This window comes from Mesorhizobium sp. M7A.F.Ca.US.011.01.1.1, from assembly GCF_003998295.1.
GTDB lineage: Bacteria > Pseudomonadota > Alphaproteobacteria > Rhizobiales > Rhizobiaceae > Mesorhizobium.
On sequence record NZ_RZRT01000008.1, the window covers coordinates 127,706 to 141,759 of the forward strand.

General features: G+C 60.5%; 15 protein-coding genes. 10 read left to right on the forward strand and 5 right to left on the reverse strand.

What is annotated here, in order from left to right:
- Positions 1-15: 15 nt before the first annotated feature.
- Together EOA13_RS12215 and EOA13_RS12220 are read right to left on the reverse strand one after the other, a co-directional pair.
- A complete protein-coding gene (locus EOA13_RS12215; protein WP_127292954.1) occupies positions 16-987 on the reverse strand; it encodes a type II secretion system F family protein in 972 nt (323 codons plus the stop codon).
- The gene (locus EOA13_RS12220; protein ID WP_127292957.1) at positions 987-2,375 is read right to left on the reverse strand and encodes a CpaF family protein; all 1,389 of its coding nucleotides are present in this window, start codon (positions 2,373-2,375) and stop codon (positions 987-989) included. Before EOA13_RS12220 ends, EOA13_RS12215 begins: the two co-directional genes overlap by 1 nt.
- Before the next feature lie 520 nt (positions 2,376-2,895).
- Between EOA13_RS12220 and EOA13_RS12225 the strand changes: the two genes are divergently transcribed.
- From EOA13_RS12225 to EOA13_RS12270, 10 genes are all read left to right on the forward strand, one after another.
- Positions 2,896-3,108, forward strand: a complete 213-nt coding sequence (locus tag EOA13_RS12225) for a Flp family type IVb pilin (RefSeq protein ID WP_127292960.1) — start codon at positions 2,896-2,898, stop codon at positions 3,106-3,108.
- Positions 3,109-3,208: 100 nt separating this feature from the next.
- Entirely contained in the window at positions 3,209-4,237 is a 1,029-nt protein-coding gene (gene cpaB, locus EOA13_RS12230; protein WP_127292963.1) for a Flp pilus assembly protein CpaB, read from the forward strand.
- 54 nt (positions 4,238-4,291) lie between these two features.
- Positions 4,292-5,737 carry a type II and III secretion system protein family protein gene (locus tag EOA13_RS12235; RefSeq protein WP_127292966.1) on the forward strand — a complete coding sequence of 482 codons (1,446 nt, stop codon included), beginning with the start codon at positions 4,292-4,294 and terminating at the stop codon, positions 5,735-5,737.
- 4 nt (positions 5,738-5,741) lie between these two features.
- Positions 5,742-6,014 carry a hypothetical protein gene (locus EOA13_RS12240; RefSeq protein WP_245490364.1) on the forward strand — a complete coding sequence of 91 codons (273 nt, stop codon included), beginning with the start codon at positions 5,742-5,744 and terminating at the stop codon, positions 6,012-6,014.
- A 71-nt stretch (positions 6,015-6,085) separates the two neighbouring features.
- Positions 6,086-7,558, forward strand: coding sequence for a pilus assembly protein TadG-related protein (locus EOA13_RS12245; protein ID WP_127292971.1), 1,473 nt, complete (start codon positions 6,086-6,088; stop codon positions 7,556-7,558).
- Positions 7,518-8,090, forward strand: coding sequence for a TadE/TadG family type IV pilus assembly protein (locus EOA13_RS12250; protein ID WP_245490365.1), 573 nt, complete (start codon positions 7,518-7,520; stop codon positions 8,088-8,090). Before EOA13_RS12245 ends, EOA13_RS12250 begins: the two co-directional genes overlap by 41 nt.
- 1 nt (position 8,091) lies before the next feature.
- Positions 8,092-8,733: a TadE/TadG family type IV pilus assembly protein gene (locus tag EOA13_RS12255; RefSeq protein WP_127292973.1), complete on the forward strand. Its 642-nt coding sequence runs from the start codon at positions 8,092-8,094 to the stop codon at positions 8,731-8,733.
- Positions 8,730-9,893, forward strand: coding sequence for an AAA family ATPase (locus EOA13_RS12260; protein WP_127292975.1), 1,164 nt, complete (start codon positions 8,730-8,732; stop codon positions 9,891-9,893). Before EOA13_RS12255 ends, EOA13_RS12260 begins: the two co-directional genes overlap by 4 nt.
- Positions 9,877-10,467 carry a L,D-transpeptidase gene (locus tag EOA13_RS12265; RefSeq protein WP_127292977.1) on the forward strand — a complete coding sequence of 197 codons (591 nt, stop codon included), beginning with the start codon at positions 9,877-9,879 and terminating at the stop codon, positions 10,465-10,467. The genes EOA13_RS12260 and EOA13_RS12265 overlap by 17 nt, the downstream gene beginning before the upstream one ends.
- The gene (locus EOA13_RS12270) at positions 10,464-11,057 is read left to right on the forward strand and encodes a hypothetical protein (RefSeq protein ID WP_127292979.1); all 594 of its coding nucleotides are present in this window, start codon (positions 10,464-10,466) and stop codon (positions 11,055-11,057) included. Before EOA13_RS12265 ends, EOA13_RS12270 begins: the two co-directional genes overlap by 4 nt.
- Positions 11,058-11,072: 15 nt before the next feature.
- On the opposite strand, the gene EOA13_RS12275 is transcribed toward EOA13_RS12270, so the two are convergent.
- The 3 genes from EOA13_RS12275 to EOA13_RS12285 all read right to left on the reverse strand — a co-directional run bounded on the left by EOA13_RS12275 (position 11,073) and on the right by EOA13_RS12285 (position 13,982).
- Positions 11,073-11,606: a hypothetical protein gene (locus tag EOA13_RS12275; RefSeq protein ID WP_127292981.1), complete on the reverse strand. Its 534-nt coding sequence runs from the start codon at positions 11,604-11,606 to the stop codon at positions 11,073-11,075.
- A 59-nt stretch (positions 11,607-11,665) separates the two neighbouring features.
- Positions 11,666-12,580: a sugar ABC transporter permease gene (locus EOA13_RS12280; protein WP_023809125.1), complete on the reverse strand. Its 915-nt coding sequence runs from the start codon at positions 12,578-12,580 to the stop codon at positions 11,666-11,668.
- A gap of 106 nt (positions 12,581-12,686) precedes the next feature.
- Entirely contained in the window at positions 12,687-13,982 is a 1,296-nt protein-coding gene (locus tag EOA13_RS12285; protein WP_127292983.1) for a sugar ABC transporter substrate-binding protein, read from the reverse strand.
- Positions 13,983-14,054 lie beyond the last annotated feature (72 nt).

Here is a 14,054-nt window from a genome sequence, read left to right on the forward strand (position 1 = left end):
TATGCCTCGCTCCTGTCAGAAATCGAAATTGACCATTCGATACATGATGAAATCCCCCAGCAGCGCCCACAGGCCGAAAATCAGGAACACCGGCATGATCAGCGGGTCGTGCCAAACGTTGCCGTAGTAGGTAGGGGAGAGCAGTTGAAGGATCAGGAACATCACGAGCGGGAATAGTGAGATAATCCATGCAGATACCCGGCCCTCGGCCGAAAGCGCCTTGATTTTCCTCCTGAGTTTCTGCCTTTCGCGCAGCACCGACGAAAGATTGGACAGGATTCCGGTCAGATTGCCGCCGGTTTTTGCCTGGATCGACAGCGAAACCGAAAGGAGATGAAGGCCCTCGAAGCCAACACGTTGGGAAAGTTTTCGTACGGCTTGTTCCATGCTGAGGCCAAAGGTGATTTCGTCTGAGACGATGCCGAATTCGGTACCGAGCGGATCGAGCATTTCGCGGGCGACGAGACCAACCGCCACCGAGGCCGGATGTCCGGCGCGCAGCGAACGCACGATCATGTCGAGTGCATCGGGGAGTTGTTTGGCGAATTTCTGGATTCGCTTGGCGCGCGCGCGGCGGAGAACGAGAAGTGGCAGCACAAATCCGATTGTTAGAAAAACAAGGAGCGACACTAAGGTCGAGAAGCCGAGAAGGAACGACAATAGCAGCGCCAGTACCAGCCCGACGAGAATAAACATCGTGGCAAACGACAGCGGGTTTCCAGTGATTCCGGATTGGGTATAGAGCCTGTTCAGCCCGATCAGGCCAAAAAGAAAGTCGCCCGTCTCCGTCAGCCCGCGCTCGCGCAGCAAACCTTGCAAGGTCCGTTCGGCCGGAACGTCATCAGTCAGCCGCCTCAGCCGATGGTTGATCGCCCCAATCCGTGACCGGCTCTTGGCAAAGGAAAGATACAGAACCTCGCCGGCAAGAATAGCCGACGCGGCTGCGAGCACATAAATAAAATAGAGCAAAGCTTGACCGGTCGGCATCAGAGCGCAACCTGTGGGTTGAAGGCGTCCTTGGCGAAATGATGGCCAAGCGTCGCCGCCTCAGGGGCAAAGCGTGGGCGGATGCCGGTGGCGCGAAAATCGCCGATGATCTTGCCTTCCGGTGTCACCTCGCGCCGCACGAAGTTGTAGATTTCCTGGAGCTGGACGACATTGCCTTCCATGCCTGTCAGTTCCGATATGGAGGTGACACGCCGGCCGCCGTCCGAAAGACGCTGTGTCTGGACGATGATGTCGATGGCCGACGCGATCTGCGCCCGGATCGAGTCGTGCGTCATCGGCATGCCGGCCATGCCGACCATCTGCTCCAGCCGCGAGATCGCATCGCGCGGCGTGTTGGCATGGATGGTGGTCATCGAGCCTTCATGCCCGGTGTTCATCGCCTGCAGCATGTCGAAGGCCTCCTCGCCACGCACTTCGCCGACGATGATGCGATCTGGCCGCATGCGTAGCGCGTTCTTCAGCAATTCGCGCTGGCGCACCTCGCCCTTGCCCTCGACATTGGGCGGGCGCGTCTCCAGTCGGCCGACATGCGGCTGCTGCAATTGCAGTTCCGCCGCATCTTCGATGGTGATCAGCCGCTCTTTGGAGGGGATGTAGCTCGACAATGCATTGAGGAGGGTTGTCTTGCCACTGCCGGTGCCGCCCGAAACTAGGATCGATTTGCGCGCCTGGACGGCGATCCGCAGCAGATCGATCATCGGCTGCTTGATCGAATTGAATGCCATCAGGCGTTCGAGCGAATAAGGATTTTTCGAGAATTTGCGGATCGACACCAGCGGGCCGTCCACCGAAATTGGCCGCACCGCGATGTTGACGCGCGAACCGTCTTCCAGCCGCGCATCGACCATCGGCGCAGATTCATCGACTCGCCTGCCGATGGCCGAAACGATCTTGTTGATGACGCGCAGCAGATGCGCCTCGTCGCGGAAGCGGATGGAAGTTTCTTCAATTATGCCGCGCCGCTCGATGAAGACGCGCTTGTGGGTGTTGATCAGGATGTCGGTTATTGAGTCGTCCTTGAGCAATGGTTCGATTGGCCCCAGCCCCAGCATCTCGTCCGCCGTCTCGCTGGTCAGCCTGTCGAGCTCACGCGCATTAAGCGGCACGGCGCGAGCGCGAACGAATTCTCGCACGATCGGACGGATCTCGTTAAGGATCTCATCCTTCGATGCCGTTTCGAGCGCGGCAAGATTGAACCGGTCGATCAGGTGACTGTGGAGCTCGACTTTGAGCGTCAGAAAATCATCGCCATGCGATTCACTATCAGCGGCGATCGAAAGGGGCTGGGCAACAGGCGACACCGCCGGTGGCTCGACCTTTGTCACTGCCTGCTGTTCGCTTGGCCCCTTGATGAACCGCCCCAGCATAATTCCTTATACTCCCCTCGGACTCATATTAGCGGAAACTAACCGTTAACCAAGGGAGGCACAAGCGCCCAGGCTGCTCGCGTATCCGCAATACTTTCCACATAGTTAAGACCCAGAGCCTGTAAAAACGTGTTTATTTGATGTGGTTTGCGTCTGGCGGTCGATTCCATTTTCCGAGCCCGTTTGGTTTTCCGCGCTAAGCCGCTCGAAAGACCCGCTAAGCCCTTAGATATAAAGGAATATGCTATCCTGCTAATGTCTCATCAATCTCGCCACATGCGCGGCCGAATTGTGAACGAATGGTTAAGGCGCTTAAAAAATGAAAAGAATCAATCTGTTGGGAAATTCAGAGCTGTAACCTCCTCGCCGAATCATGTACATCAAAGTTAAGGAACCCTTAATCTCGTTTGACTCCGCGTTTTCTCGGGACCTAGGATCGAGATGACGGGGGATGCTTGGGTATGGATTTCATCCTTTGCTCTGTCTCGTCGGGTTCAAACCTCCAAAGGGAGAAATTGACATGAAGAAACTCATGACGATGACCCGGCAGTTCCGCGACGACGAAAACGGCGCTGCCATGGTCGAATATTCCATCCTTATCGGCATCATCGCCGTTGCATCGATCATGGTTGTCATCGCCATCGGCGCCTGGGTGAACGGTCGATTCACAGAACTTTGCACCGGTCTCGACGCGCACCCGACTGGCACTTGCTCGGCGGCTGGCGGAAGCTGATCGCCCTATAAGCTCAGGTCCGGGTCTCGCTACCCGGACCTGAACCGGTCGCACTGGGCGAGTGCGGTTCATTTTTACTGGCCTTTTGGGGTTTAGGCTCATGCGCGCCAACACACTTGTCATGATCGTGCTCGCCGGCGTGTTCGGCGTCCTGGCGGTTGTCCTGGTCAATATCTGGCTGGCTGGCCAGCGAAGTGCCATGGCCCAATCGGGCGCCATCCAGAGCAGCACAGTCGTCGTTGCGGCAATGCCGCTGAAGTTCGGCGATGCGCTGAGCGCAGACAAATTGCGCGAAGTCGCATGGCCTGCGGGTGCGGTTCCGGCCGGGGCGTTCAAGACAACCAAAGACCTGTTGGCAGGTGACGGTGCCAAGCAGGCACTGCAAGCGATCGGCGTCAATGAGCCGATTCTTGCTACCAAGATTACTGGCCCCGGCCAACGCGCCACACTATCGGCGGTGCTTGGCGAAGGCATGAAAGCCGTTTCCATCCGCGTCAATGACGTGCTCGGCGTCGCCGGCTTCGTTTTCCCGGGCGATCGAGTCGATATTCTACTCACCCGCACGGCGCGCGGCGATGATGGCACGGACAAGAGTTTCGTCGACGTGCTGCTGCAGAGCATGAAGGTGCTGGCCATCGACCAGGTGGCCGACGAAAGCAAGGACAGCCCGACGGTAGTGAAGTCCGTGACGCTGGAGGCCAGCACCAGGGATGCGCAAAAGCTGACACTGGCGGCAGGCGCCGGTCAATTGTCGCTGGCGCTGCGCCAGGCCGCCGCCAACAAGGGCGAGACGACCGAACGGGTGACGCTTTCCGACCTGACCGGCGAAACGCCGGCAGACGTCGCCGCCAGGCAGGCGGAGCTCGACAGGAAGGCTGCAGCGGAAGCCGCGGCTGCAGCCGAGCGCAAGCGCGCCGAAGACAAGATAGCCGGGTTGACCCAGGCCGTGGAAAAGGTGGGAAACCGTCTCGACCAGTTGAGCAAGGTCAAGCCGGCGCCGGCTGTGGTGTCGGCTCCTGAAGTCAAGGAAGTGGTCAAGTACGTGCAGCCCGCGCCACCGGCGCGGGCGACGATAGGCGTTTTTCGGGGCGTGAAGCTCGAGACATATGACGTGCCGCGACAACCATGATAAGGTGCGGCTAATAAAACGGAGCTGCCATCGGCAGCGAGTGGGGAGACGGGGATGCGGGGTTCTTGGTTAGGGATAGCTGTGGCCGCGTTGCCTTGTCTGGCGGCGCTGTTGCTGTCGAGCCTGGCGGCCAATGCGGCCGATCGTTTCATCGATGTGTCGACCCCCAGCGTCCATCGCATCTTCCTGCCGATGTCGCAATCGGTGACGATCCAGGTGAGTGCCAATCTGGGTGATATCGTCGTCGGCGACGAGAAGATCGCCGATGCCCAGCCGATGACCGATCGCACGCTCTATGTCATCGGCAAGGGCGCCGGCACCACCACGGTCAACCTGTTCTCGACGGACAAGCGCTCGCTCGGCGCCCTCCAGATCGAGGTCGGCGTCGATGTCAGCGACATGGCGCAGGCGATCCGCCAGGTGGCGCCAAAGTCGCGCATCGAAGTCGGCTCGGTCAACGGCAGGGTCAGGCTTGGCGGTCATGTCAAGGATGGCGCCACGCTGGCAGCGATCGTGGAGGTGGCCCAGCAATATGGTCCCGACGCCATCATCAACTCGGTGATCGTAGACGACAGCCAGCAGGTCAACCTCGAAGTGCGCGTGCTGGAAGCCAAGCGCAATGCCGGCCGCGACCTCGGCGTGTCGATCAGGAGCACGAACGGGAGCGGCACGACCCGTACCGGCACTGGCATTGCCGCTGCCGACGAAGACAATATCGTGCTAGGACCGGGCGGTCTGCTCAGCGGCCTCCTGTCGACCTCCAACCCATTCGCAGCCCTGATCACCCGCGTTATCGACAGCAACATCAAGGTCGATCTGATCATCGAAGCGCTCGAAGCCAAGGGCGTGGTGCGCACCCTGGCGAACCCCAATCTCACCACCCTTTCCGGCGAGCGGGCCAGCTTCAACGCCGGCGGTGAAGTGCCTATCCGCACACTCGACAAGGATGGGCAGATAAGCATCGAGTACAAGCAATTCGGCGTCAATCTGGTGTTCACGCCGGTCGTACTCGACGACGGCAAGATCCATATGAGGCTAGCGCCGGAAGTCAGCGACCTGACCGGCTTCACCACCGCCGGCGACCCGATCTTCACCAACCGCAAGCTGGAAACTGTCGTTGAGCTGCGCGATGGCCAGAGCTTCGCCGTCGGCGGACTTCTGTCGAGCAAGACCACGAAGCTTCAAAACCAGGTGCCGTGGCTAGGTCAGGTGCCGGTTATCGGGACGCTGTTTCGCAGTTCGAGCAACCAGAAGGAAGAGACCGAACTGGTGGTTATCGTCACGCCGCACATCGTGCGGCCGGTGAAACCCGGCGAGCAACTGGCGACGCCGTTCGACAAGACACGGCCCGCCAACGATCCGGAGTTCTTCGTGCTCGGCCAGTTGGAAGTGACCAAGGACATGGTCCGCAAATATGAACTGGGCGAAGGCGTCACCGGCCCCTATGGCCACATGCTCGACTTCAAATCGAAGGACAAGATGCTCTATGTCAAGAAATAGCGCCTTGATCCTCATTGTGTGCGTCGGTGCGCTGTCGGGCTGCGCCGCGGACTATCTGAATCACTACGATTCGGTGACCCTGGCTGCCGGCGACACACAGAAATTCAATTCGATGCTGCAGACGGTCGATCCGCTCAATCCTAACGCAAGGAATACCAAGATCGAGGGTGACGGCGCGCGCGCCGCTGCCGTTGCCCAGGCCTACAAATATCCACCGCCACCGCCGCCGCCGCCGGCGATCACGGTCAATGTCGGTGGGTCGGGTGTGACGCAGTGAACTGAATGGAAGGATGCGGAGGGCGCCGGGCATGCGAGGGGCTCTGGCGCAGGAAAGCAGAGAGTAAGGTCATGTTGGGGACCATTCGTGCCTTCTGGAACGATCAACGCGGTATAGCGATGATCCTCGTTGCCATCATGCTGCCGGTGATCATCGGTTTTTCGCTGCTGGTCATCGATATGTCCCGTGCCAACAGCCTGCATAACGACCTTCAGAAAGGCGCCGATGCGTTTGCGCTGGGGACCGCTGCGGAGCTTGATGGCAGATCGGATTCGATCATCCGCGGCGACCGCGCCCTTTCGACTCTGGTTTTCAATACCTACCGTTTTGGCGACAAGGCTGTTGGCGACCCTCCAGGCGCGCAAGCGCTGGCGGCGGCCGGCGTGACAAGGCGGTACCTTCGATCGCTTCCCACCAACGACAGCGACCCGATCACCTCAGCCAACGTAATCACCGACGAGGTTGGTGAAGCCTCAGTCGCACGCTTCGTGGAAGTAACGGTCACGCCGGTTGGATTCTCGGCAATATTCCCCGCCACCTTTGTTGGCAGCGCAACAAACGGCTTCAATATCGGGGCGGTTTCCGTGGCGGGGTTCAAGAGTGCCGTATGCCACTTCACACCGGTATTTATGTGCAACCCATACGAACTCGCACCGGGCGGCGTAACCCTGCAGCAAGCCGCAGCCGATCCGAACCTGCGCCGCCGACTAATCGAACTTCGCAAAGTAGGCAATGGTGCGGCAGCCGGACCGGGAAATTTCGGGTTCCTGGAGCCTCCCCAGGGCATCGGCAACGGTGCGCAGGCGCTCGCCCAAACCATTGCGACTTCAAATCCGATAGGTTGCTACGGAAGCGACAACGTCACCACTAAGACCGGCCAGAACGCAGGCCCAGTACAGGACGCGTTCAACGTCCGGTTTGGTATTAAGACGACTGGCGGTCACTTCAACACGCCCGAATATGGTCCTGCATCCAACGTGCGAAAAGGAGCAATAAAGACGCAAGGAAGTGCGAACCAGTGCCCCAGCTTCAATCAGTTAACCTTCAACTCGCCAGGGACAAAGGGGCTACCGCGAGACGCTGGCCAGATCAACTCTCGGTTAGGTGACGGCAACTGGGATCTGAACACATACTGGAGCACCAATTTCGGAGCTGCCGCCAAGCCAGCCAGTTGGGCCACGACAAAGCCGACACGCTATGAGGTCTACCGCTACGAGATTTCGGCAGGCCTCGTTGGGACAGCCTCTACTGGTGGGGAGAGGGGAACGCCGCCCTCCCAATGTCAGAACCCGGTAACAACGGTCGATCGCCGCCTGATTTATGGTGCAATTCTCAACTGCCAAGCCCTTTCTGCATTGGGCAATGATCTGTCAGGCCATAGCGAGAACCTCCCCGTCGAATCGTTTGCCAGCTTCTTCCTGACTGAGCCCGTCTTATCGGCATCGGACGATGCCTCAGTCATGGTCGAGCTAGTCGATATCGCCGCAGGGGGACAGGGAACGCTTGACAATTTCGTGCGCGACGAACCGCAGCTTTACAGGTGATGTGGTGCTGAGGGCGTTAAGGTCCATTTTACACAAATTCGGTCGCGAGGAGCGAGGTGCGATCCTTGTCGAAATGACGTTGATTACGCCCTTGATGATCAGCCTTTCGGCAGGCGTTTTCGAGTTCGGAAACCTCCTCCATCAAAAGCTGCTGATCGAAGCTGGCCTCAATGACGGGGCGCGCTATGCAGCGCGCTGCAATCAGACTTTCAACACAACGCTCGACTGCGTCAACTACGCAAAAAACATCGCCGCCACAGGATCATACAATTGCGGTGGAAATTGCACGGTTGCAAGCCGGGTCACGGGTTGGCTGCCGGCGGCGGTCACGGTCGATCTCAATCACCTTGTCATCCCGGTGACCGTCGATCCCAATACTGGCTTGGCTAACTACCACAGTGTAACAACCAACGTCCGGGTGGTCCGGCTCGAAACGTCTTTCACATACACCGGCGCGTCCTTGCTAAGCTATCTGGGCCTGGGGCCGATCACCTTCTCTGCCGGCCACGAAGAACGTTACATCGGGTGGTGAAATGCACGCATTAGCCCGGTTCAGGAAGGAGGAAGAAGGCGCGACGATGGTGGAAGCCGCCATCAGCATGACCCTTCTGCTGATACTGACCCTTGGCTTCGTGGATTTTGGCTACGCCTGGTATCAATGGGGTGCCGCGACCAAAGCCGTGGAAATCGGGGGGCGTATGGCTTCGATCTCAGACCCGATCGCACCCCAAATCGCGGCGGCGGGACTGACGACAGTACCAGGCAATCCGATCCCTGTGGGCAACTACGACTTTACGTGCAATGGCGCCACCAGCACTTGCAGTTGTGTCGGCACCGGATGCACAGCAACGTTCACCGCCGCCAATTTCAACAAGATCTTTCGCGGAGACGCGACGGGCACCGGCACCTGCCCGCCGCTCGTCGCAGGACAACGGCCGGGCATGTGCCATTTCTTTCCGATGCTTCAGCCCGCCAATGTGGTCGTCCGATATGTGGCCACGGGATTGGGTTATCAAACCCGTCCGGGCGGACCAGTGCCAACAATAACCGTCAATTTGCAGGGCGTGACATTCCAGTTCTTCTTTCTCGGCGCCTTGCTCGGCTTCAACACCATCGCCATGCCTTCCATGCTAAGCACGGTCACGGGCGAAGATTTAAAGAGTACCGCGCCATGAATGCCATCAACACCAAGGTTACGCCGACCAAGCGCAAGCAGGTTGCGCTGTTTTCGTCGGATCCGAATTTCAAGCGCGATGTGGCGACGCGGCTCGATGCGCTGGCGATCTATGATGTCAAGGTTTCCGAGACGAGCGACTTCCTCAAGGGGCCGCCGGCCGATACGCGCCCGGGCATCGTCATCCTCGATCTCGGCAATGGCGAGCTGCTCGGCAGGCCCGGCATCGTCGAGGCGCGCGCGCTGTGGGCGACCGTGCCGCTGATTGCGGTTTCCGACGAGTTGACCTCGGAGCAGACGCGCGTTTTGGTGCGCATGAACGCCTCGGACTGGCTGCACAAGCCGCTCGACGGCAAGGAGCTGCTCAATGCGGTGACCTTCCACGACACCGGCAACCAGGGAACGAAGAGCCGGATCATCACCTTCATCGGCGCCAGCGGCGGCGCCGGCGCCACGACGCTGGCGCTGTCGGCGGCCGAATTCCTGGCGTCGAAATCGGCTGAGCGCGGGGCGTCCACCTGTCTCGTCGACCTGGATTTCCAGAGCGCCAATTGCGGCGCCTATCTCAATCTGTTCAACCAGTTCGACCTTGCCGGCATCATCGGCCAGCCGGAGCGGCTCGATGTCGAGCTGATGGATGTCATCAAGCTGTCGCGCCCGTCCGGCCTCACCCTCTACGCGTTCGAGCGGCCGCAACTGCCGTTCGAGCCGCATGGCAGCGATTTCGTCTTCCGGCTGCTCGACCTCGTCGCCTACCGCTTCGACGACATCGTCATCGACCTGCCCAATCTTGAGACGCCCTGGCACAATTCCGTGCTGTCGACGAGCGACGAGATTTTCATCGTCTTCGAACTCAACGTCGCTTCGCTGCGGCAGGGCAAGCGGCTCTACAAGAAGATCCGCGAGCTGCGCGGCAATGCGGTCTCGATCACGCTGGTCGCCAACAAGCACAAGCGCAAATGGTTCGGGAACCATTTTTCGCGCAGCGAACTCGAAAAGATCTTCAAGGCGCCGCACATCAAGTCGGTCGCGCTCGACAACGCGCTTCTGACCGATGCGCTGAACAGGGCCATCCCACCATCGGAAGTGGATGGGCGGGCGCGCTTCAACAAGGATCTGAAGCGGATGTTCAAAGAGCGGCTCGATGACGCTGCCCGGTAGATACCGGATCGCCCCAAAGCTCGCCGGCGCCTGCGTGCTCGGCGTGGCGCTGGCGCTGTCCGTCCACGACTTCGCCGAGGCGCGGTCGGCGCTTTCGGAGCGGCCGCCGCTGCCGGCGATGGGGCCCAGCCTGCGCAAGGCCGTTGCCTTTAGAACCGCCGAGCAGCCGGGCACGATCATCATCCGCAAGGACGAGAAGGCGCTTTACCTGGTGACCCGCCAGGGCCAGGCGCTGCGCTACCAGATCAGCGTCGGGCGCGACGGGTTCGGCTGGACGGGCGTCGTCAAGGTCGGGGCGAAGACCGAATGGCCGGAGTGGCGCCCGCCGCAGGAAATGCGGGCCCGCCAGCCGGAGCTGCCGAAAATGGTGCCCGCCGGCCCCTACAACCCGCTCGGCGCAAGGGCGCTCTATTTGTCGCGGGACGGGCGCGACACGCTCTACCGCATACACGGCACCAACGACCCGTCGGGTGTCGGCTTCGATGGGACATCGGGCTGTTTTCGTCTCACCAACACGGATGTGATCGATCTCTTCAAACGCGTCGCGGTCGGCGCAAAGGTGGTGGTCCAATGACGATGATCAGCGAACCGGACATGCCGGCGATCGATATCGGAAACCAGGAACAGCGCGAATCGGTTGCCACCGAGAAACCCAGCAAGGCAAAGACGATCGGCGTCATCGTCGCCGGTGGCGCGCTTCTGATCACCGCGATCAACATGGCGGCCGCGGTCTATCTCTATCGGGGCATGAGCGACCTGCGTTTCGTCGAAGCGCGGCTGGAACAGCTCGGCGCGTTCGAGCAGCGGATCGCGGCCCGGCTCGACACGGTCAACAACGGCTTCCAGAGCCGGTTCGAGAAACTGGACAGCCAGTTGCAAGGCAGCTTCAACGAGATCGATGCCAGCATTGCCCGGTTGGGGCAGAATGTGCCGGTCGCCGGCGGCGAGGCCATGCCGGGTGCGGAACAACCGTCCGAGATCGCCACCAGCACGCTGGCGCAAGCGCCCGAAGCCCTCGACGGCGAGAGCGCGAGCGAACCCGGCGTCATCGAGGCGCCCGCACCCAGGAAGAGAATCGCGTCGGCGTCGCCCCCTGCTCCAAGCTCCAACTACCAGCGCATCCAGCAGCCCGACGGCAAGGTCTATTACCGCCGGATCAACTAGACGCCATATATTGCTCTAGAGATCGCGCTGCAGCGCCAGGATACGGATGGCCCGGACGGACCGCTCCCGCGCCTCAGTGAGGAAGGCGATGTGGCAGTAGGCACAGGCCACGATGCCCAAAAGCAGCACCAGGCTGTTCTTCAAGGTGAAATCGACGGCCAGCGAATACGGAAGACCCTTGGGCGAGGTGAATTCGGCAATCGTGCTCGCCGTTTCCGAATGGCTGCCGACGGCGATCATCAGGCCAGCGAAAATCAAGGCGACGTGGTTGGCGAGGAACGAGAATGCCGACTTTTTGGTGTGGCATGCCACCCAGCAGACGATCGCTGCCGCGGCGAGAATGACGGCGTCGACAGCCATGGAGCCGCCCAGCCAGACATCGACCTGCTGCCAAAGCACCGTCGACAGAGGGCGCAGTTCAAGCCATAGCCACCATGCGGTGGGGCTGGCTGGGTATGTGCCCAGCAACAAGGTCGCCATGCGCTCCCCTGCCAGGAGCGCCAGAATGAGAAACGGAAAGGCGAAAAGCAGAAGCGGCTTGCGTTTCATGTTCCCTCGACAATCTGCAAGCCAGGATAGGCCGTATAGATTGCTCAAGGCTTAACAGCCTACTTCCGACCCTCTCCCGATTGCGAGCGTTCGAGGACGGCGAAGAAGATCACGGTGAGCAGAAGGACGATCAGCAGCAGCACGAACGCGGCTGCCGCGCCTTCGTTGAGCGAAAGGCCGAGAAAGGCACGGCGATAGGCAAAGAAGCTCAGCACTTCGGTCGCGTTGCCCGGCCCGCCCTTGGTCAGGACATAGGGCAGATCGTAAGTCCGGAACTCGTTGATCAGCTGGATGATGATGGTGATCGCCGCGACCGGCCGAAGCATCGGCAGGGTGATGTAGACAAATTGCTGCCAGCCGCGTGCGCCATCCACTTCAGCTGCCTCATAGGGATCGCGCGGCAAAGCGGCGAGCCCCGCGGCGAGGATCAGCACGACGAAGGACATTTGCTGCCAGATGTCGATCGCCGCCATCGTCCAGAGCGCCATGCCTGGCGTGCCGAGCCAGTCGAGGCGCGGCAGGCCGAACGTTTCCATCAGATGATTGGCGATGCCGAGATTGGGCTGGAGCAGCATGCGCCAGATCAAGGCGACGCTGATCGGCGACATCGCCATGGGAATGGTCAGAACCGCGAAATAGACCGGCTTCATCCGGACCGTCCGGTTGAGCATCAGGGCAATGCCGAGCCCGATCACGAATTCACCGACAACCGTCACCGCCGAATAGCGCACGGTGAGCCAGAGCGCGTTCCAGAACAGCTCATCGCCGATCATCGAGGCAAAATTCTTGAACCCGACAAGCGGCAGAAGCTGCGGCTTGATCAAGGTCATCGAGGAGATCGAGAGGATGCAGGCATAGGCCAGTGGAAAGCCCATCACGATCGCCAGCAGCAGCAGGCCGGGCAACGCAAAGGCCCAGCCGGTCCGCCACTCGCGGCCACGGGCAGCCCATCCTTTTTTGATCGCATTGTGCATCGTAGCCGAGCCTTGGTCGGTTGCTGATCTCGTCAAGATCCGGGGTCTGGTCAAGATCCGGCGCGGCTGACACCGCCGCGCCGGATCTCCTTGCCGAGCCGGACCGCTATTTGTCGAGGAGCCCCTGCAGGCCGTCGGAAGCCGCCTTCAGCGCTGCGTCCGATGTCGCCTGGCCGCCAGCCGCCAGCGAGAGCTGGGTACCGAGCAGATCCTCGTATTGCGCCGAATAGGTGAAGATCGGGAACGACTTGCCGGTCGCCACCACATCCTCGGCGGTCTTGTAGAAGGGATATTTCGCCAGCACCGCCGCATCGGCATAGACGTCGCTGCGCACGGGCGCGTGGCCCTCGAGCGCGCGCTTCACCGAAACATCCTTGCTCTGCACCCACTGGATGAAGGTCCAGGCGGCTTCCTGCTCTTCCGGCGACGTGTTCTTGGGAATGCCCCAGCCCCAACCGCCGCTTTCGCCATGGCCACCCGGCATCACCGACAGGGCGACCTTGCCGGCGACCGTCGGACACTTCACGGCATCGTCCATCTGCGGCAGCATCCACCAATAGGTTACCATGCTGAAGGCCGAACCGCTGCACATCAGGCGCATGGTGTCATCGAGCGTCGCCGACACGGCACCCTGCTGGGCGCCGTGCTGGATGTTGTCGACATAGAGATCGAGCGCCTTCTTGGCCTCTGCCGTGTCGAGGCTCGCCTTGCCGTCGGCATTGAGATAGCTGCCGCCGGCGGAGAACAGGTAGTTGGAGAATTCCATGCTGTTGGGATCGCCGCGCTGGCCCTGCATCGCGGCTCCGGCGACGCCTGCATTGGCCTTCATGAATTTGGAAATCGCCACATAATCTTCGAGGGTCGTCGGCAAAGCGAGTTCCTTGCCGGTTGCCGTCTTGTAGGCGGCCTTGAGCTTCTCGTCGCCGATCAGGTCCGTGCGGTAGAGGAGGCCCATCGAGTAGTTGTACATGGGCACCAGGAACAGCTGGTCCTTGGTTCGGCCGAGCAGGTCAAGCGTCGAGGGAATGAAGGGGCTCAGATCGTATTTGGATTTCTCGACGAAGGGTTTCAGGTCGGCCAGCCAGCCGGCCGCCGGAAATTCGCCGGCCCACAGGAAGTCGACCTCGAGCACATTGTAGTAGCTCTGCGGCGCGGTCAGCTGGGACACCAGCTTGTCGTGCATGTCGGGATAGCCGATCTTCTCGAACTCGACCTTGATGCCGGTCTGCTTCTCGAATTCGGGCAACAGCGCTTCGATGATCTTGGTTTCCGGCACGTCTTCCATCAAGGCGTGCAAGGTGATGGGCTCAGCCGCCCTGGCCGGAAGCGATGCGCTGACAACCGCTGCCCCGCTCACCGCCGTCATCAGCATTTTGATCAAGGTCTGCTTGTTCCAAGTCATAACTCTCTACTCCTCTTTCCCTCTGGACGCGGCGGTGATCCCGTCACGATTTCATAACCGGCTAGCGAGCCA